Source organism: Agarivorans sp. B2Z047 (genome assembly GCF_023373605.1).
Classification (GTDB): domain Bacteria; phylum Pseudomonadota; class Gammaproteobacteria; order Enterobacterales; family Celerinatantimonadaceae; genus Agarivorans; species Agarivorans albus.
Genome location: NZ_CP088080.1, coordinates 2191579 through 2210131 on the forward strand (window position 1 = coordinate 2191579; position 18553 = coordinate 2210131).

General features: G+C 43.6%; 15 protein-coding genes and 5 tRNA genes. 12 read left to right on the plus strand and 8 right to left on the minus strand.

The genetic code is table 11. The annotated features are described in order from the left end of the window. Nucleotides 1–128 precede the first annotated feature (128 nt). Together LQZ07_RS10050 and LQZ07_RS10055 are read right to left on the minus strand one after the other, a co-directional pair. A complete protein-coding gene (locus LQZ07_RS10050) occupies nt 129–878 on the minus strand; it encodes a UDP-2,3-diacylglucosamine diphosphatase (RefSeq protein ID WP_249483625.1) in 750 nt (249 codons plus the stop codon). Nucleotides 879–884: 6 nt separating this feature from the next. Beyond that, a complete protein-coding gene (locus LQZ07_RS10055) occupies nt 885–1382 on the minus strand; it encodes a peptidylprolyl isomerase (protein ID WP_152786009.1) in 498 nt (165 codons plus the stop codon). 152 nt (nt 1383–1534) lie between these two features. Here LQZ07_RS10055 and cysS point away from each other — a divergent pair, with 152 nt between their 5' ends. Then, nucleotides 1535–2914, plus strand: a complete 1380-nt coding sequence (gene cysS / locus LQZ07_RS10060) for a cysteine--tRNA ligase (RefSeq protein WP_152786011.1) — start codon at nt 1535–1537, stop codon at nt 2912–2914. Nucleotides 2915–2957: 43 nt separating this feature from the next. Here the strand turns inward: cysS and LQZ07_RS10065 are convergent, their stop codons facing one another. The 4 genes from LQZ07_RS10065 to LQZ07_RS10080 form a co-directional block, all read right to left on the minus strand. Continuing rightward, nucleotides 2958–3686: an ABC transporter substrate-binding protein gene (locus LQZ07_RS10065; protein WP_016400679.1), complete on the minus strand. Its 729-nt coding sequence runs from the start codon at nt 3684–3686 to the stop codon at nt 2958–2960. A 98-nt stretch (nt 3687–3784) separates the two neighbouring features. Then, entirely contained in the window at nt 3785–4642 is an 858-nt protein-coding gene (folD, locus tag LQZ07_RS10070; RefSeq protein WP_016400678.1) for a bifunctional methylenetetrahydrofolate dehydrogenase/methenyltetrahydrofolate cyclohydrolase FolD, read from the minus strand. 176 nt (nt 4643–4818) lie between these two features. Beyond that, the gene (locus LQZ07_RS10075; protein ID WP_152786013.1) at nt 4819–6483 is read right to left on the minus strand and encodes a putative transporter; all 1665 of its coding nucleotides are present in this window, start codon (nt 6481–6483) and stop codon (nt 4819–4821) included. A gap of 208 nt (nt 6484–6691) precedes the next feature. Further along, complete coding sequence (locus LQZ07_RS10080; RefSeq protein ID WP_194164232.1) at nt 6692–6856, minus strand: hypothetical protein; 165 nt, start codon at nt 6854–6856, stop codon at nt 6692–6694. Between the two features lie 46 nt (nt 6857–6902). Between LQZ07_RS10080 and LQZ07_RS10085 the strand changes: the two genes are divergently transcribed. From LQZ07_RS10085 to LQZ07_RS10105, 5 genes are all read left to right on the plus strand, one after another. Next, nucleotides 6903–6979, plus strand: a tRNA-Pro gene (locus tag LQZ07_RS10085). A gap of 47 nt (nt 6980–7026) precedes the next feature. Further along, nucleotides 7027–7103 (plus strand) — tRNA-Arg (locus LQZ07_RS10090). Between the two features lie 31 nt (nt 7104–7134). After that, nucleotides 7135–7210, plus strand: a tRNA-His gene (locus LQZ07_RS10095). A 43-nt stretch (nt 7211–7253) separates the two neighbouring features. Then, nucleotides 7254–7338: transfer RNA gene (locus LQZ07_RS10100), tRNA-Leu, on the plus strand. Nucleotides 7339–7385: 47 nt separating this feature from the next. Continuing rightward, nucleotides 7386–7462 (plus strand) — tRNA-Pro (locus LQZ07_RS10105). 482 nt (nt 7463–7944) lie between these two features. Here the strand turns inward: LQZ07_RS10105 and LQZ07_RS10110 are convergent. Both LQZ07_RS10110 and LQZ07_RS10115 read right to left on the minus strand, forming a co-directional pair. Further along, complete coding sequence (locus LQZ07_RS10110; RefSeq protein ID WP_152786015.1) at nt 7945–8907, minus strand: MalM family protein; 963 nt, start codon at nt 8905–8907, stop codon at nt 7945–7947. Nucleotides 8908–9166: 259 nt separating this feature from the next. Further along, nucleotides 9167–10498, minus strand: coding sequence for a carbohydrate porin (locus LQZ07_RS10115; protein ID WP_152786017.1), 1332 nt, complete (start codon nt 10496–10498; stop codon nt 9167–9169). A gap of 841 nt (nt 10499–11339) precedes the next feature. Between LQZ07_RS10115 and LQZ07_RS10120 the strand changes: the two genes are divergently transcribed. The 6 genes from LQZ07_RS10120 (at nt 11340) to LQZ07_RS10145 (ending at nt 18552) form a co-directional block, all read left to right on the plus strand. Then, entirely contained in the window at nt 11340–13160 is a 1821-nt protein-coding gene (locus tag LQZ07_RS10120; protein ID WP_194164233.1) for a carbohydrate-binding protein, read from the plus strand. Between the two features lie 284 nt (nt 13161–13444). Beyond that, nucleotides 13445–14149 (plus strand): phytanoyl-CoA dioxygenase family protein, encoded by a 705-nt coding sequence (locus LQZ07_RS10125; protein WP_152786021.1) that lies wholly within the window; start codon nt 13445–13447, stop codon nt 14147–14149. Between the two features lie 112 nt (nt 14150–14261). Further along, on the plus strand, nt 14262–15269 hold the full coding sequence (locus LQZ07_RS10130; RefSeq protein WP_152786023.1) for a LacI family DNA-binding transcriptional regulator: 1008 nt from the start codon (nt 14262–14264) through the stop codon (nt 15267–15269). Between the two features lie 59 nt (nt 15270–15328). Further along, a complete protein-coding gene (locus LQZ07_RS10135; protein WP_152786025.1) occupies nt 15329–16570 on the plus strand; it encodes an ABC transporter substrate-binding protein in 1242 nt (413 codons plus the stop codon). 69 nt (nt 16571–16639) lie between these two features. Next, on the plus strand, nt 16640–17656 hold the full coding sequence (locus tag LQZ07_RS10140) for a carbohydrate ABC transporter permease (protein WP_040306892.1): 1017 nt from the start codon (nt 16640–16642) through the stop codon (nt 17654–17656). Next, nucleotides 17653–18552 (plus strand): carbohydrate ABC transporter permease, encoded by a 900-nt coding sequence (locus tag LQZ07_RS10145; protein WP_152786027.1) that lies wholly within the window; start codon nt 17653–17655, stop codon nt 18550–18552. The genes LQZ07_RS10140 and LQZ07_RS10145 overlap by 4 nt, the downstream gene beginning before the upstream one ends. The last annotated feature ends 1 nt before the right edge of the window (nt 18553 follow it).

Genomic DNA, 18553 nt, shown 5'->3' on the forward strand with positions numbered 1-18553 from the left:
TGAAATCGTCAAGTAGTTTATTAATTAAACGATTCTGCTGAGAATCTGGGTAAGAGTAGAGTATTCAAGTGCTTGGCTTGGTTTATTAACAATTTACCTAAGCAAAGTGCTAGTACTTAATGTTTAAATTATTGACCAAGCTCAAGCTTCTGTAGCTGACCTTTAGCGCTAAGTTCTAAGCCGTTTCTATCAATTTTTAATACACTCATTTGTTGGTACCAATCTCCAAGTACTACCCGATACTTGATTGCATTATTGGTTTGCTTAATAGGATGAATATCTGGCCGGTGGGTATGACCGTGGATCATGTAGTCGATAGCCTGACCTTCAAAGCGTTGTTCAACGGCTTGTTGGTTAACATCCATAATCCCAAGCGATTTGCTGGTATTGGCTTGTTTGCTTTTACTGCGGATTTTGTTAGCAATTTTTTGCCGAACAAATAGAGGCAGCAATAAAAATAAGCGCCTAAGCCAAAGCTTTTGAGTTACCTCGCGGTATTCTTGATAACCTACGTCGTCAGTGCACAAGGTATCGCCATGCAAAATTAAGACTTTATGACCGTAAAGATCTACCAATTTTTCTTCTTCAAGCAAGGTCATGCCGCAGCGTTTTGCGTAAGCTTTGCCTACCATAAAGTCTCGGTTGCCATGAATAAAGTAACTTGGCACACCCTTATCATACAAAGCTTTTAACGCTTGTTCTACTTGCTTCGCCACTGGTGTTTTATCGTCATCACCAATCCAAAACTCGAATAAATCGCCCAAAATGTAGAGGGCTTCAGCCTTAGGGGCTTGTTGCTGCAAAAAGTCGAGAAAGGCCTGAATAATGTCAGGCCGATCTTCACTTAGATGTAAATCTGAAATGAAATAGGTGTGCACGTACGCTTATTCCGCAACACTTACAGAAGTGATTAGTACTTCTTCTAAAGGAACGTCTGAGTGAACGTAACCAAAGTTACCAGTGTCTACGCCTTTGATTTTGTTAACTACATCCATGCCTTCAACCACTTCACCAAATACGCAGTAACCCCAGCCTTCGGTGGTCTCAGCTTTAAAGTCTAGGAAAGTGTTGTCATTCACGTTGATGAAAAACTGGGCAGAAGCTGAGTGAGGATCCATGGTGCGTGCCATTGCCAAGGTGCCAGTTTTGTTAGATAAACCGTTGTTCGCCTCGTTTTTGATTGGCGCTTTGGTTTCTTTCTCTTCCATGCCAGAAGCAAAGCCACCACCTTGAACCATAAAGCCATCGATTACGCGGTGGAAGATAGTGTCGTTGTAAAAACCGTCTTTTGCATATGCAAGGAAGTTAGCAGCTGTTTCAGGCGCTTCAGCGGTGTTAAGTTTAACCACGATGTCGCCAAAATTTGTATGTAAAGTAACCATTGTTTCACCCTTTTTTGGTAAGTGCACCGATTCTAAACTTTCCCATGTCTACTGACTAGTCACAGCGCTTAATTCGGCTGTTTTTCCTCAAGCGCAGTGTTAGAATAGCCAACCTTAGCAATAGTCAGTAAATGGAACAGGAAACCAATTAGATGTTACAGATATACAATACTTTAACCCGCAAGAAACAAGCGTTTAAGCCCTTAGTAAAAGGGAAAGTGGGTATGTATGTTTGTGGAGTTACCATTTACGACTACTGTCACATTGGTCACGCGCGTACGTTTGTTGCTTTTGATACAGTTGCTCGCTACTTACGTTGGTCTGGTTACGAGCTAAATTTTGTTCGCAACATTACCGACGTAGACGACAAAATTATTAAACGTGCTGCTGAAAACGGCGAAAGCTGTGATGCCTTAACCGAGCGTTTCACTAAAGCAATGCATTCTGACTTTGATGCACTGAATATGCTGCGCCCAGATATTGAGCCTCGGGTAACTACGCATATGCCAGAAATTATTGAGGTGATAGAAAAGCTGATTGCTAATGGTCATGCCTATGTTGCCGATAGTGGTGATGTACTGTTTGAAGTAAGCACCTTCGCCGATTACGGCAAGTTGAGCTTACAAAACTTAGAAATGCTACAAGCAGGCGCGCGAGTAGAAGTAGAAGAAGACAAGCGTAATCCTCTTGATTTTGTGTTGTGGAAAAGTGCCAAACCTGGTGAGCCTATGTGGGATTCTCCATGGGGTAAAGGTCGCCCTGGCTGGCACATTGAATGTTCAGCAATGAATATGAAGCACTTAGGGGATGTATTTGATATTCACGGTGGCGGTTCAGATTTAGCCTTCCCACACCATGAAAACGAAATTGCTCAATCTTGCTGCGCCCATAAAACCAATTACGTGAACTACTGGATGCACTCTGGCATGGTTCAGGTAAACAAAGAGAAAATGTCTAAGTCTTTAGGTAACTTCTTCACCATCAAAGATGTGTTAGAAGTGTATGACCCTGAAACTGTGCGTTACTTCTTGTTGTCAGGCCATTACCGCAGCCAGTTAAATTACTCTGAAGACAACTTAAAGCAATCTCGCTCGGCTCTTGAGCGTTTGTATACTGCCTTGCGTGGTATTGAGCTGGTGGCAGTAGACGAACAAGTAGCAGCTGCTTATCGCGAACCGTTTAAGGCTGCGATGGATGATGATTTTAATACGCCAGAAGCCTTGCCTGTTTTATTCGAGTTAGCAAAAGAAATTAACCGGGTTAAAGAAAGCAATGCAATGTTAGCCGGCCAGTATGCTAGCTTGTTGATAGAACTTAGCGCAGTGCTTGGCATTTTGACTCAAGATGTAGAAACCTTTTTGCAAGGTGAGCACGATAGTGAAGTGGCTGAGATTGAGGCTTTGATTGCAGCGCGTAACCAAGCGCGAGCTGATAAAGATTGGGCTGCAGCAGACATTGCACGTAATCGTTTAACCGAAATGGGTATTGTGTTGGAAGACGGTGCGGCAGGTACAACTTGGCGTAAAGCCTAAGCAAGGTTTACAGATAACAAAAAGGCAGCCTAGGCTGCCTTTTTTACATCTTGTATTTCTTTAATAAGCTTTGGTATTGCTCGCCAGAGGTGACTTTGCTTAGTGCGGCTCTAAAGCGTTGCAAATAATCTGGGTCAGTCCCTTGGCTAAATGCATAACAACCCTCTAATTTACCTAGCTGGTGAACAGGTTCAAATAGCTCACTTTCAAATCCTAAGGCTTTAGCGGTTTGCTCGACGACCTCGGGTTCAGAAGCAATAACATCAACACGCTCGCGCTTTAACATGCGTAAGGCTTTTTCTAAGTCTTCAGTAAGTGATATCTGCTCAAATTCAACGCCTTTATAGAGCAAGAGCTGTTCGCCAACGCCGGCCTTCATCGCGCCAAATAGGAGTTTTGAATTTGGTCCAATTTGGTCAATTTTGATAGCGCGTGATTTTAAAGCGATGAGTTTAATATTGGAGGTGGTTATGGGGCAGGCCCAGTGAAACATGTGTTCTCTACGGGGGCTACGCATGGTAAGAAACAATGCCATATTGGGGCGATGCTGTAGCAAGTAGTAGGCTTTTTCCCAGGTTTGCACTTTAATAGGTTGAGGATCTTCGCCCATCTCTTGCCACACTAAACGCAGTAGTTCTACTGAAATACCGGTTAAGTGAGCATCTTCTACATAGTTAAAAGGGCGCAGGTTTTCCGTTACAAAGCTAATGTTTTCTGCACGAGCGGCAAAAGGTAAGGTTAAACACAGCAATAATAAGTAACGGTGGAGCATAAGTAATCCTAATCTAGTCCCTTTGTTAAAATTAGCTTACTTTTGATTAAGTTGCAGTGAAAATGGCGAATACTTGATCTGAGTATTCGCCCAGCCGACTATTTGTCGTGGAACTCTTCACAGGCTTCTAAAGTGTTTTGAATAAGTGTTGCCACTGTCATTGGCCCAACTCCACCAGGTACTGGCGTAATAAACGCGGCATTTTGACGAGCAACTTCATATTCAACATCACCAGCTAGTTTGCCGTTGTCTAAGCGGTTAATACCTACATCGATCACCATTGCGCCGGGTTTAATCCATTCGCCAGGAATAAATTGCGGTTTACCTACAGCAACAACTACTAAATCGGCGCGACGCACATGCGCTTCTAGGTCTTTAGTAAAACGGTGACAAGTGGTGGTAGTGCAGCCAGCTAGCAATAACTCTAAGGTCATTGGTCGGCCAACAATATTTGAGGCACCAACAACCACGGCTTCTAGACCGTAAGGGCTGACACCGGTTGATTCAATAAGGGTAATAATGCCTTTAGGAGTACATGGGCGCAGTGCTGGAATACGTTGAGCTAATCGACCAATGTTATAAGGATGAAAGCCATCTACGTCTTTGTCGGGGCGAATACGCTCAACCACTTTGGTTTCATCGATACCTTCGGGTAAAGGCAATTGCACCAAGATTCCATCGATTAGTGGGTCATCGTTAAGTTTGTCAATTTCGGCTAATAGCGTTTGCTCATCAGTGTTGTCATCTAAGTCGATAGACTTAGAAATAAAACCAACGGCTTCACATACACGGCGTTTGCTGCCTACATAAACTTGAGAGGCTGGGTTGTCGCCTACTAAAATCACGGCTAAACCTGGAGCACGTTTCCCTTCAGCGACTCTTTGCTTAACACGCTCAGCAACTTGATCTTGAACTTGTTGAGCGATTTTTTTTCCATCAATTATTTGTGCAGACATTGATTCTTCTTTAACGAGTGATTGACCATGTTAGAGGGCGCTATTTTGGCATGATAGGCGAATAAATGTCAGATCTTTTTTTAGCAAAAAGGATGGTTTTAAAAAGAAGTTGAGTGAAATGGCGGAATTTATAAGTCGGATAAAGCAAAAGCCTGCTTGCGCAGGCCTTTATATAACTAAGCAGCAACCCAGAGTAATACAGCGATTACTTGTGGTGATAAAATCCGTAAACACATTACCAAAGGATAGACCGTAGCATAGGCCAAGGCCGAGGCACCGCTGGTACTGTGAATAGAGTTAGCAAATGCCAACGCTGGTGGATCTGTCATCGAACCTGCCATCAAACCACATAGGCTTAAGTAATTCACTTTTAGGACGTAACGCCCAATAAAGCCAATAATAAGCAGGGGAATAAGGGTTATAAAGGCGCCATAGAACATCCAACTAAGGCCATCGCCCTCGACTAAAGTTTCAATGAAGTTAGCTCCCGAGTTAATACCTACAACCGCCAAAAATAGCACAATCCCTATCTCTCTAAGTGCTAAGTTAGCGCTTGGTGGCATAAACCAGTAAAGGCGGCCAATACTGCCAATTCTCGCAAGAATAATTGCCACAATAAGTGGGCCTCCAGCTAAGCCGAGCTTAAGAGGAGCCGGCAAGCTTGGAATTGCTAAAGGCAGAGAACCCAGTAAAACACCTAAGCCAATACCAATGAAAATAGGCAGCATTTGCACATGCTGTAACTTGCTACGCACGTTGCCTAAGCTTTTGGCTACTTTTTCAATGTCTTGGCTTGGGCCTACGATATTAAGAATATCGCCAAACTGTAAAATGGTGTCTTTGTTAGCAACTAGCTCAACACCGGCACGGTTTAGGCGCGAGATAATTACGTCAAAGCTATGTTTTAAATCTAACTCACTGAGTTTTTTACCTAAAATCCGCTCTTCGGTGACTACAACCCGCTCGCTGCGAAGCAAGGTCCCTTTGGTAGAAAGAGATTCATTAATCTCTTGGCCAATGATTAAGGTGGCTTGTTCTAGTTTATTGCGGTCGGGCCCAACTAAGTGCAGGTAGTCGCCTAGGTGTATCAGCATATCGGCACCAGGTACCTTTAGTTCGCCATCCGATTTTACTCGCGAACAAATCACATCTTCGCCAATTAGTTTGCTCAACTCTGAGAAAGCAATGCCATTTAGGTTGGGGTTTTCAATAATAACGTTTATATCGAGTAGGCTTTGTTTCTTTTTACCTTTGGCATTATCGAAGTCTTCTGCTTCTTGTTCTATATCAACGCGAAAGGCAAGGCGGATGATCCACATAGTGAGCAAGATGCCCAAAATACCAAAGGGGTAGGCCATGGCATAACCTAAACCGAGTACGGTGGTTTCTTCGGTAGCCATACCAAGTTCTTGCAGAATTTGCTGACCAGCTGCTAGAGAGGGGGTATTGGTAACCGCGCCGCTGTATATGCCTAAAAATACGTTTAAAGGCAGGTCGAAAATAAAATGAAGTGCAACTGCAGTAACGCCGCCCAATACGACTATGCCAACGGCTAATAAGTTTAGTCGTAAGCCGCTTGCTTTAAGGGAGGCAAAAAAACCAGGACCTACTTGGATACCAATGGTGTAAACAAATAGGATAAGGCCAAACTCTTTAATAAAATGTAGTGCGTGTGGATCAAGGTGCCAGCCAAATTGTTTGATAAAGTGGCCAACAAATAGGCCTCCAAACAATACACCGCCTATACCCAAGCCAACACCACGAACCTTTATTCCACCAAACCATAAGCCTATAACAGCGACTGCTGATAGCACTAAGATGGATAACGCAACTTCACTCATGAGATTCCATTCCAATCGTAAAAAACATTTTGTGTTTAAATAACCAGCACGAGACTACTACTTTAGTCGTAGTTAACTATTGATTTGGATTAATAAATAACAATGATCCAAATAAACAGTGCCTACGTTACAAACCAGTAGGTGCAAAGCTTGTTGATTGGCACATGACGTTTGTTTGCTGATAAATAGCACTAGATATTGTTGAAATTCACCCATTTTGGCTATGCTGTAACCAATCGGTAAATATCAGTAAAAAACTGTTTGACGCTGACCAATCAAGTGGGTAGTATTCGCCTCCGTTGAAGGGCACAATCAGTGCTTTAAACAAATCGGTGATTAGCGTAGTTTGATAGCGCATCGTCGCGAAGCTCATAAAGAGCGGGACCAGAGGGTATAACCTTCTAGAATATCAAAGCAATCGGTGATTAGCGCAGCTTGGTAGCGCATCTGGTTTGGGACCAGAGGGTCGGGAGTTCGAATCTCTCATCACCGACCAAATTTTTGAAGCCTAGTGTTTACACTGGGTTATTTGACGCTAAAGATGCGCCCTTAGCTCATCTGGATAGAGCAACGGCCTTCTAAGCCGTAGGTAGTAGGTTCGAGTCCTACAGGGTGCGCCAAATACATGCTCTAGTAGCATAAAAGTTTGTGGTGGGTATAGCTCAGTTGGTAGAGCCCCGGATTGTGATTCCGGTTGTCGTGGGTTCAAATCCCATTACTCACCCCATTATTCGACTACATTGCCATAGCAATGTTGCGAAAATAGTTTTGCGGAAGTGGCGGAATTGGTAGACGCGCTAGATTTAGGTTCTAGTATCGCAAGGTGTGAGAGTTCAAGTCTCTCCTTCCGCACCATTATTGGTGTAAGCGTAGGTAACGCTTAAAAAATACCAGTCAGTTTTCGGTGATTAGCGCAGCTTGGTAGCGCATCTGGTTTGGGACCAGAGGGTCGGGAGTTCGAATCTCTCATCACCGACCACTACATGAAGCCTCGTCAGCAATGACGGGGCTTTTTTGTATTTGGTGTTTATTGAATTTTGAGTGTTGGTGTCGGGAGTTCGCCTATTAAGCTTGGCTCATCATCGACCACTACATGAAGCCCCGTCAGCAATGACGGGGCTTTTTTGTATTTGGTGTTTATTGAATTTTGAGTGTTGGTGTCGGGAGTTCGCCTATTAAGCTTGGCTCATCATCGATCACTACATAAAGCCTCGTCAGCGATGACGGGGCTTTTTTGTATTTAGTGTTATTGAATTTTGAGTGTTGGTGTCAGGAGTTCGGTTGTTAAGCTTGGCTCATGATCGACCACTACTTAAAGCCTCGTAAGTAATGACGAGGCTATTTTGTATTTTACGTTTATTAAAATCTGAATGTTTGTGTTTGTAGTGTGCTCGACTTAACACACCTCCAAATACAAAAGAGAGCCGTAGCTCTCTTCTGATGTAAAGTTTAAAGTTATCGCTAGTGATGTTTTTTCATTGCTTCAACTAAAGCATCGCGGGCTGAGGTTGAACCTGCACGCTCTGCTTCTTCCACAAAGCTTAACGCTTTATCAAAGTCACTGGCTTTTACCGCATTTTCGATAAGTTGATTAAACATTGCTTCGGTTTCTGGTTGTATAGGGCTGGTCTTGGTTTTTGCTGAACTTACCGCAACAGCGCTTGCAGTGCTGGCTGCAGCAGGCTCTGAAATTAATGCGTCTGCAGAGCTTTGCTGTTCTACCATGTCATTCGCTGAGCTAGCTGCCCCTGGTGCGTAATCGAAGGCTAAGCGGAATACACCGGTAGCTGTGTGTGCAATGGGCTGGTTACTGTACATTTTTACTACATCGGCCTCTCTACCTAACTCCACTGCTTTTGGATCGGGTGGGTCGAGTTTAGTGGTTTGTTGCATCGCTTGGTCTGTTGTAAGCACCACTAGGTACTTAGCTTGTCTCCCATCTCGAAACACTGCGGGTAATTCCACATTGCCAAAAAAACGGTCAATACTTAATAGCGAGCCGTTCTCGTAATTGATAGTTTCTTCCCCGTAAACATCAATGGGATCGAAGTTTTTGTCGAGTACTAATAGGGTAGGAGCAAAAACACTGGTAACAATGGGGGAAGATACCGCAACCTTAATGGGGCCATTTACTTCTGGTAATTCAACTGCTTTAACAAAGGATTTACCTGTTCTGAACTGAAAAGCGGGATCTTGAGTAGTGAGGGTAAAGTCAACTTTACCTGGCGCCGATATTTTTTGGTAATTGAGCTGTGACAAGTTAGAGCAACACACAGGCGCTTGCTCTAAGGCTTGGTAACCAATGCTGGGATCTATTTTCTGTACGGATTTTGCGTCGGCAGCACCATAATCAATAATCATACTCTTATTACTACTACAGGCCGCTGTTAACGCAACCATAGTTATTACTAGTAACTTTTTCATCATATCTTCCTTGTTGCTAAGCAAAGATTATTGCCTTCACCTTTAATTGTTGTTTTTGTTTTATCTTGTTGCTGTTTGTTGACTAAGTTATTGCTAATTCACAAAGACTTAGCGTAAAGTAGGCAAGGTGAGTATTCGCCACAAATATTTCACCTTGCCTATTAGGGTTAGTAAAGCTTCGTCATCACCCGAAGTTTTACCGGAGTGTTTGAAGTTGGTGCCACACTAACTCCAATCACTTCTTCCTAAGGGCTCGTTTCTACCACCACATGTCCGCTTGAACACCGTAAACAAACTCACCTTTTTGCTCACCATTTGCATTGGTATTATCTTGGCCATTTGTCTTACCGTCGATGTAACTTGCTAACAAGCGGATCTCAGGAGCAGGGCCAGTACCAGTACCAATTACCCAAGTAGGAGCTATGGTTGCTTTGTACTGTGAAGATTCAAACAAAGTGTTACCGCCTGAGCCTTCTACGTCTGTTTCTGTGTAACCAAATTCAGTTGCAATAGTGAAATTGTCGATAGAGTTAATCAAGAACACCGGGCGAGCCATTGCTGACCACCATAAGCTCTTATTGCCATTATCTAAATCGTCATACTGCATTTGTACAGACGGGAAGATCATAACGCTGCTGCCAAACCAGCCACCATAAGCTAAAGCGCGGTAAGATTTATCGCCTTTATCTACGTGAGCCATGCCAACAGGGCCTTTACCAGCGCTGCCAGGCGCATAGCCGTTGTAGTTAGTGAATGACTTACCAAGCATGCTACTAGCACCTAGGCCTGAACCGGCTTGAACAGAGATTTTTGAGAAACCATTGCCCAACCAGAAGAAGTCTTTTGGTGTGTATTGAACATGCGCTTCAATACCATTAGTGGCAAACTCAGAAACAGTAATATTGCCATTTCCGTCATCACTGCGAGACACGTTGTCAGCCATGTATTTACCCACTAACTCTACGCGCCAGTTGCCGTAATCGGCACGAGCGTGACCTAAGTGAAGTGGGGCGCTTTCGTCGCTGCCATAGCCGTTGTCATCGGGGCGGTTACTTGCTAAGTAAGCAAAATCCCACTTTCCGCCGCCTAATTCCATTTGCTGAACACCTAAACCCGTGCCCGACCAATCTGTGTAGAAAAAGTCAGTCATGAAGATGTAGTTATCACGGCCGTAGTAGCGCTGACCACTCCACATTTTGCCGGTGTTTGTTAAGCCTTCAAACTCTACAAACCCCTCTAGTAAGCCAGTAGCTGAGCCGTTAATCGAGTAGTTCTGCTGAGCTTCAAATGCATCTTCGCCAGTGTTGTGCTGACCTAAACGCGTTTTGATAGCAATTTTTTGACCGTTGTCTAGGGCCCACGTTTTGTTAAACGCTAGCTCGTAGAAGTCATCACTTTCAATACCTAAGCGACCTAAGCTTTCTTTAGATGCAGGGTAAAGTGCTTGGTTGCCGCCAGTTGAGCCAGTAAAGAGCGCGCCAGAGCGGAAGTATCCGTGGAATTCGAATCCTTCTTCAGCTGCAACAGTTGTGCTAACTGCGCTAGCTGCAAGTGCCATTGAACATGCAACAGATAGTGCTTTAATTTTCATTTTAATTTAACTCCCTAAATATATTTCCGTATGTCTTCATTGGGCTTCCTTAAACATCGCTGTTTTGCCAAAAGACGATTCGATTATAGGGATATGAAACCGGTTTTATTTTGAGATTCGTCACAATGATACCGGTTTCAATGGTGTGTGGATCACAATTCTATTTCGATTTTTAAAATTCATAAGCAAAAGTAAATTTTTGTTAAAGCTGCGGAGCGTTAGGGCAAAAATAAGCGATTTTGAATGGTAGCGTTAACATGTGATGTAGGGCGGTTTTTAGCTTGCTAATTAGATTATGCATCACCTGTACAGTTTTCTAATGGATATCTTAATTAATTTAATCAATGACTTATGGTTAATGGTTTATTGTGGGGGCTTATTCATTACCACGCAATTCCAGATCGCTTGTAACAATCACGAGCAAATGTGATTTTCAAAAGCGTGAATAACAAAGTATTAACTTCTTGTTTGGTGCGAGCGCAAATGAATAGTAGAGCGATGATATTTTAGGTCTAGTGGCTAAGCGTTAGGCTTTAGACTGTTGCTCGAAATGACCTTGTTTGTTTGCTACCTATGGCATTGCCGAGTGGTGCTTATTCTGTGTTTTTAATATAAGCATCTGTTTTATATTTATTAAATTTCCAATGACAATCTGAAATTAGCAACTGCCTTCTCACTTTCTACCACAAAAGCTAGCTCCTTTATTTATAGTTCAATGATTTTACTTTTAAGTAACATTCAAATGAAACCGGTTTCATTTGTGTGTTTGAGTTCACGGTTTTAATTAGTTTGAGTGGTAAAGTAAAAGCGTTATTACGAGAACTTTATGGAAGAGCGATATATGAAGAAAAGGACAACTACCTCGGCAATACTGGGTGTTTCTCTAGCGGCGTTGTTAGGTGGGTGCGGAGCAACCAGTAAGGTTGAGCCTAATCTAGATGTAACATCGTACAAGCGTCATCAGTTTTTGCCTCCGCAGGGTAAAACCTTAATGTTTATTGGCCAAGACATACAAACTATTAATGAGTTTGTTGCTGACACAGGAGTGCAGCCTGCTGCTGTTACCGCTTACGCCTCGGCCGATTTAACCGGTGTGCTTAATGCTTTTCCTGAGTCGCATGGGTCTTTGGATATTCCTGCTTATGCTGAGGATTACCCAAACGCTACATTGGCGATAGGTTTGTGGCTAAAAAACACCTATAAGAAGTTAGCAGAGGGGCACCCACCTAGCGTCAATAATGTACACCGTTTAGTAAAACATCTAAAGGGTTTGAATAGGCCAATTATGCTCAGAATTGGCTATGAAGTTGATGGTTATTGGAATAACTATCACCCAGAAGAGTTTAAAGCTGCTTGGAAGGTTATCACTGCTGCTATTGCCAAGAATGACGCGCAAAATATTACTACTGTTTGGCAAATTGCTGGCTATTGCGCATCTATGGACAACTCGGTGTTTACCGAAACTCAGAACAGTTTTAAGGGCTTAGATTATGACGCCTGGTACCCAGGCGATGAGCATGTTGATTGGCTGGGGCTTTCATATTTTTCCCAACCTCGTGATTGCCTAAGTGATACAGCTAAAAATGCCGCTGGTGGTTTGCCGAGTGCTTTTGGCTCCTTGAGTGATGTTGACGAGCAAGGCAATAGTTTAGCTTTGGACAACATCATCGCTTACTTAAATGCAAAAGATAAACCTATCTTTGTTGCTGAAGCTAGCCCTAAATACTATTGGATTGAACGTGGCGAGTACAAACCCGATGCAGATACCACGGTGAATAACTTACAAAAAGTTAGTGGCGAGCAAATTTGGCAAGATTGGTATGAGCCGTTCTTTGATTTTCTGGAACGTCATCAGCAATCAATTCGCGCAGTGTCTTACATTAACATGCATTGGGAGTCATTTGCTGGCTGGAGTTGCGACATTAAAAACACCCGCGCTGTTAAGCTTGGCTTAACCTGTAAAGATGGCATATGGGGTGATGCCAGAGTGCAAGTTAATCCATACATTAAGCAACAGTTCTTTAATCGCTTAGACAACGGTAAGTATATTTATCGCCAAGAAGATGGCAGCTTTGATCAATTGAGTGGTTGGACTGAAGCCAGTGTTGCAATAACGGCAGCTACAGCCGTTAAACCAGAAATAGCCAAGGTGGTTAAATCAAGCCCATTTCACGATAAACCTGCTGCAATTCCTGGTCGTATTCAAGCACAAGAGTACGATAAAGGAGGCGAGGGTGTAGCTTATAAAGATAGTTCGGGCATAAACCACGGTGCGAACGAATGGGGCATCCGCTTCCGTGAAAATGAACTTGTTGATATTGGCAAAGATCCCGAGACCGAAAGCTTCGTAGTTGGCTGGACAGCCAAAGGTGAGTGGTTGAATTACTCGGTTAGCGTGGCCGAAACAGGCACTTATACCGCTAACTTTAGGCTGGGGCATGGTGGGGAAAAAGCCGGCTCTTTCAAAGTGCTATTAAATGGCGAAACACTCATCGAACAAGTGAACATTCCGGCAACTAAGAGTTGGGAAACCTACCAAGTAGTGAGTCTTGAGGAAATAACGCTAACTCAAGGTGAGCACTTACTTACCATCGAATTTACTGCAAGTGGTGACTATAACACGCCAGGAAACATTGACTGGTTCGAATTTATTCAACAATAGGAGGTGCCTTAGTCGAATCTATTTCATTCCTCTTCCTTGGCTATATTAGCAATTGCATAGCCTTTGTTTGCCCGCATAGACTGCGGGCTTTTTTTTGCCTTAACTAGCTTCAAATAAATGTTAAGGCTAAGTTAATTATTACTGATCAAGATCTCATTTCTCTTTTAGATTACTTGTTTGTTTTCATAATCAATAATATTCTGAAACCAGTTTCAGGAACCGGTTTCATCTTGTGTTTTTTAATCGGATTCTGGGTTAAGGGAATAAAGTAAACTGGAGAAGAAATGGATCTTAAGGCACTTAGTGATCAGTTCTGGCGAGATGGCTACTTACTTATTGAAGACTTCTTTTCAATGCAGCTAATGAACCAAATGACCAATGCTATTAATGAGCACTATGGTGTAGATCCAGAATTTTGGCATACCAATGAATTTTTAGATCGTGCCAAAACCGAAGTGATTCCTTGGTTTCCGCAAAATGAAGGTTGCTTGTTGTTTAACGAGGTTGATCAGCACCCTTACTTCAAAGCTCTTTCAAAAGCCGTGTTAGGCGAAGACAGCCAAACACTTTACTGCATGGTGATGTTTTCTAAACAAGGTACGGTAGGGCAGGCCTGGCATCAAGACTGCGACCCCGATGACCCTAAGCGTTTCAATATTAATCGCCTCATCTACACCTCGGACATTCGCCAAGACATAGGTGGTGAAGTAGTTGTGGTGCCTCGCTCTCATTTGCGTGGCGAAATCCCGATTGGAGACCCAGAGAGCGAGTTACCAGGGCAATTAGTGCTGCGCCCCAAAAAAGGCAGCCTGATTTTCTTACATGGCCATACTTGGCATCGAGTACTGCCCATCCATGGTGGAAATCGTATATCGACTAATTATCGCGCAGTTCCTAAAGGCACGCCTTTAGATATTACTGACATTTGTGTCTACCGGAATATGCGTTACCACTTTGGCAGCAACAAAGTAGTAGAAGAGCGACAGTGATAGCGTTAACATTTTTCACGACAAAACCCATAGAAATTGGTTCTGCAATTGCTAGTGACTGAAAATAAAGGTCTTATTAGAGCTAGCTGTGAAACCGCTTACGGAGAGCGTTGTGAATAACAAGAAAGTTACCATTAAAGATGTAGCCGCGAGGGCGAAGGTATCTCGTGCGTCAGTATCACGGGTATTAAACGATTACCCTGGCGTGAAGCCAGAGTTGCGAGAGCGAGTCAACCAAGCCATGGATGAGTTGGGTTTTGCGCCCAACTATTTCTCTCAAGCCTTGGCAAAAGGGCGTTCGCAAAGTGTTGGTTTAATGGTGCGCTCTTTAGGCGGTTTCTTTTTTGGCAGCATCATGTGCGAGGTGGAAGAAGTTCTCACCAAAGCTGGGTATCAATGCATGGTAACTAGCGGGCATGGCACTTATGAGTCTGAGCGGGTAGCCATGGAATTTATGGTCTCGCGCCAATGTGACGCGATTATCGTGTATTCCGATTGTTTGTCGGACGAAGAAATTATCAAGATTAACCAAGCTGGAAGCCCAGTAGTGTTGATTTCCCGCTTTATTGAAGAATTGGATAGCCAGTGTATACGCTTCGACGACACCAGTGGAGCTTACCAGGCTACCAAGCACCTGATTGCTAACGGGCATAGTGATATTGCCACCATCACCGGACCTTTAAGTAATCAAGACGCGAGAGATAGATTAACCGGTTACCGCAAGGCTTTAGAGGAATTCGCAATTCCTTATCGTCCTGAGCTGGTATTGGAATCTAACTTTCAAGTCCCTGGCGGAAAGCTAGCAACTGAAAAGTTGTTAGCGGCTAAACATCACTTTAGCGCCGTCTTTTATGGTAACGACGAAATGGCGATTGGCGGAATTCAAGCGCTTAATCATGCCGGGCTGTCGGTACCTGAAGATGTCTCAGTGATCGGTTTTGAGGATGTGCCACTGAATGAATTCCTTAAACCCAAAATGAGCTCAATGAGGATACCTGTTGCAAGTATCGGCAACTTAGCTGCGAAACGCGCGTTAAGTTTGATTGCACAGGAAGAATTGGATTTAGCCCTAGAGGTTGATGTTCAACTGATGGAGCGCGAATCCGTTAAAACAATCTAGTTGTTCACTCCTACTGTGCTAATTGAGCAGTTTGAGTGACGCCCATAAGGATTTGAATAATGGAACTCAAAAAGCTTAGTTTAGCGCTAGTTATAGCAGGCACAGCCGTGGCGGCACAGGCAGAAACAACCATTCGTTATGATTGTTGGCCAAACCACGATAAAACCGCCGTAGAAAAGATTGACGACTTTTACAAAGCCAACCCAGGCATTAAAGTTGAAGTACTGTCTAACAACTGGGTTGACCACCACAACAAACTGACCACGGCTCTAGCTACCGGCGATGGTGCTGGCGATGTGGTATGTATCGATGTAGAAAAGATTGGCGCCATTGTTAACCAAGGCGGCTTTGCCAACATGAGCAAAGCTTTTAACGCTGTTCAGGACGAAAACAAATTTGCTCCATTTGCTTGGGTACAGGGTAAAGGCGCTGATGGCGAGCAATACGCATTGCCGCTAAACGTTGGCCCAGGTGTAATGTATTACCGCCGTGAGCACATGCAAGATAAAGGATTTAACCCAGAGGCAGTCACTAAGGATTGGGATGCATTAATGGCTTGGGGCGAAGAGCTAAAAGCTAAAGGTGTTCCGTTAGTGGGTCATGCTGGCTCTATCGCTCAAGCAATCATCAATACCGAAGTAGAAGCGGGTAATAGTATTTACTTCGATAAAGACGATAACCCAATTGTAACTAACGAACGTTTTGTTAAAGCCTTTACTTACGCCAAAATGGCGCGTGAAAAAGGCCTTGATGCGCGTATTGGTGACTGGAGCTCTGAGTGGTTCGAAGGCTTGAAAAACGCCAACTTCGCCATTCAATTTTCGGGAGCTTGGTTAGCGGGTTTCCTAGAGTCTTGGATTGCGCCTGATACAGGCGGTAAGTGGGGCGTAAGTGGTTTACCTGCGGGTAATTACGGTTCATGGGGTGGGACCTTCTTAGCGATCCCTGAGCAAAGCAAGAACAAAGAAGAAGCCTACAAATTAGTTGAATACTTAACTAAAAACCGCGACATCGTGTTGTACGAATTTAAAACCAATGCTGCTTTCCCTGCATTAAAAAGTTCTTACGACGCGCCAATGTTCCAAGAAGAAATGCCTTTCTTAGGTGGCCAGAAAGCTCGCCTATTGTGGACAGAAATTGCTGAAAACATTAAGCCAATTAAACCTTCTAAAGCCGATAACATCGCCCGCGCGATTATTTTAGAGCAAGCGTTACCAGCGGTAGTAGAAGAAGGCAAAGATGTGAAAGAAGCCTTGGCTGATGCCGAGAAACAAATAAAACGCCGCATGCGTAGTTTGTAAGCTTCACCGTTTCTTTCTAATTACTGGGCGACTGTCGTCGCTCAGTTCACCACAATATGAGTAAGTAACATGAGCAGTTCTCACGCATCCGCACCTCTTTCCGAGGTAGAGGGCGATAAGAAGGCTAGGTCTGCACGCAAACGCTCGTTTGCCAAGTTAGGCCAAGTGTTCGCCCCTTACGGTTTTTTAATGCCGTTCATCATTCTATTCTTGGTTTTTCAGGTTTTTGGTTTCGCCTTTTCTTTGTATTTGTCGTTTCACCAATGGAACCCGGTTGCTGGTTTAGATTCAATGCGCTTTGTCGGCATCGAAAACTACACGTTTTCTTTAGAAGACGAAGACTTTTACCGTTCTTTATATAACACCATTTGGCTGGGATTAGCCTCTGGGATAAGCCAACACTTAGTGGCAATTCCAATGGCTTATTTGCTGGTGAACCTTGGGAGCAAGTTTCGCCACTTTATGACCTCAGCCTTCTTTTTACCGTTTATCACCTCTACCGTTGCGGTGAGCCTGATTTTTGTAAACATGTACTCGGCAAATGTAGGAATAATTAACAAAGCTTTGGTAGCACTAGCTAACGCACCTGGTTTGGGTTACATCTTTGGCTGGTTAAACGACTTAATGCCCTTGCGCTGGCTAGAAGATCGTTTGTTGATTAAACCTGCCATTGCCTTTTTACAATTTTGGAAATACACCGGTTTTCACTTGGTGATTTACATCTCAGGGATCTTAACCATTTCTAAAGAAGTGGAAGAAGCAGCTTTGCTAGATGGTGCAAACTTCCGTCAACGTTTCTGGTATATCGCCTTGCCTCATTTACGCCCATTTATCTTCTTTGGGGTCACTTTAACCATTATCGGTAGCTTACAAATGTTCGAAGAACCGTTCATTCTAACTAACGGTACCGGAGGCATTGGTAACTCTGGCTTAACGATTTCTATGTTTCTTTATAAAGTTGCTTGGGAATGGCTAGACATGGGCTGGGCATCGGCAATGTCGTGGTTATTGTTTTTAATCATTGCAGCAGTAACGGCGGTGCAGTTCTTATTCTTTGGCCGCAAAGGATTAGGGAGCCATTCATGAATATATTCGCAAATTCTACTCTGCCTCGTCGTCGTAGGCAGCAAACCAAAGGCGGAGAATTAGCCGCCCAAATTTTTGGGGTAGTGGGCACTATTGGTTTTTATGTCTTTTTAGTGTTGTGTGCTTTTTTAAGTATATTCCCGTTTATTTGGTCGAGCATTTTATCGACTCGTACCCGAACTGAGATTTTTTCTTCAGAGCTTAGCTTGGCGCTAGGCAATGCACTGTTTGAGAACTATCAATCTTTGGTTGATACCTTGCCGTTTTGGACTTCAATGCTGAATAGTTTTTATGTCACTGGCTTGGGGACGGTGGTGTCTATCTTGTTTTGTTCTATGGGCGGCTATACCTTTGCAATCTACAAGTTTAGAGGTAAGAACTTTATATTTGGAACCATGGTAGCCTCCATGATGGTACCGCCTATCTTAGGTTTGATTCCTTACTACATGATTGTGCAGTTTTTGGGTTTATTAAATACTCATGTTGCCTTGTGGTTGCCGTTTACCGCTACGCCCTTTGCGATATTCTTGGTGCGCCAATATGTGGTGAGTTCTATCCCTCGAGAGTTGATTGAATCCGCACGAATTGATGGAGCGGGTGAGTGGTCAATTTATTTTCGCATTGCATTACCGCTGATGAAACCAGTATTGGGAACAGTTGCCATTGTGCAATTTGTTTTCTTCTGGAATAACTTCCTAGGACCTTTGGTGATTTTGTCTAGCCAAGATAAGTATGTGGTAACACTTGCTCTGCGAACCGTTCAAGGTTTGCCAAATACTCCATGGGGCGCGGTGATGTTGGGAACTACCATTTCCATTTTGCCGATTGTGACCTTTTACTTGTTTGCCTCTAGGCAAATGATTTCTGGGCTCACCAGTGGTGCGGTAAAAGGTTAAA

Bases quoted from the DNA above. Each gene is read 5' to 3' on its own strand.
- LQZ07_RS10080 (WP_194164232.1), bottom strand. From the start codon at position 6,856: ATGAGCTTCGCGACGATGCGCTATCAAACTACGCTAATCACCGATTTG.
- LQZ07_RS10065 (WP_016400679.1), bottom strand. From the start codon at position 3,686: ATGCTCCACCGTTACTTATTATTGCTGTGTTTAACCTTACCTTTTGCC.
- folD (WP_016400678.1), bottom strand. From the start codon at position 4,642: ATGTCTGCACAAATAATTGATGGAAAAAAAATCGCTCAACAAGTTCAA.
- LQZ07_RS10135 (WP_152786025.1), top strand. From the start codon at position 15,329: ATGGAACTCAAAAAGCTTAGTTTAGCGCTAGTTATAGCAGGCACAGCC.
- cysS (WP_152786011.1), top strand. From the start codon at position 1,535: ATGTTACAGATATACAATACTTTAACCCGCAAGAAACAAGCGTTTAAG.
- LQZ07_RS10140 (WP_040306892.1), top strand. From the start codon at position 16,640: ATGAGCAGTTCTCACGCATCCGCACCTCTTTCCGAGGTAGAGGGCGAT.
- LQZ07_RS10120 (WP_194164233.1), top strand. From the start codon at position 11,340: ATGAAGAAAAGGACAACTACCTCGGCAATACTGGGTGTTTCTCTAGCG.
- LQZ07_RS10055 (WP_152786009.1), bottom strand. From the start codon at position 1,382: ATGGTTACTTTACATACAAATTTTGGCGACATCGTGGTTAAACTTAAC.
- LQZ07_RS10110 (WP_152786015.1), bottom strand. From the start codon at position 8,907: ATGAAAAAGTTACTAGTAATAACTATGGTTGCGTTAACAGCGGCCTGT.
- LQZ07_RS10115 (WP_152786017.1), bottom strand. From the start codon at position 10,498: ATGAAAATTAAAGCACTATCTGTTGCATGTTCAATGGCACTTGCAGCT.
- LQZ07_RS10125 (WP_152786021.1), top strand. From the start codon at position 13,445: ATGGATCTTAAGGCACTTAGTGATCAGTTCTGGCGAGATGGCTACTTA.
- LQZ07_RS10145 (WP_152786027.1), top strand. From the start codon at position 17,653: ATGAATATATTCGCAAATTCTACTCTGCCTCGTCGTCGTAGGCAGCAA.
- LQZ07_RS10075 (WP_152786013.1), bottom strand. From the start codon at position 6,483: ATGAGTGAAGTTGCGTTATCCATCTTAGTGCTATCAGCAGTCGCTGTT.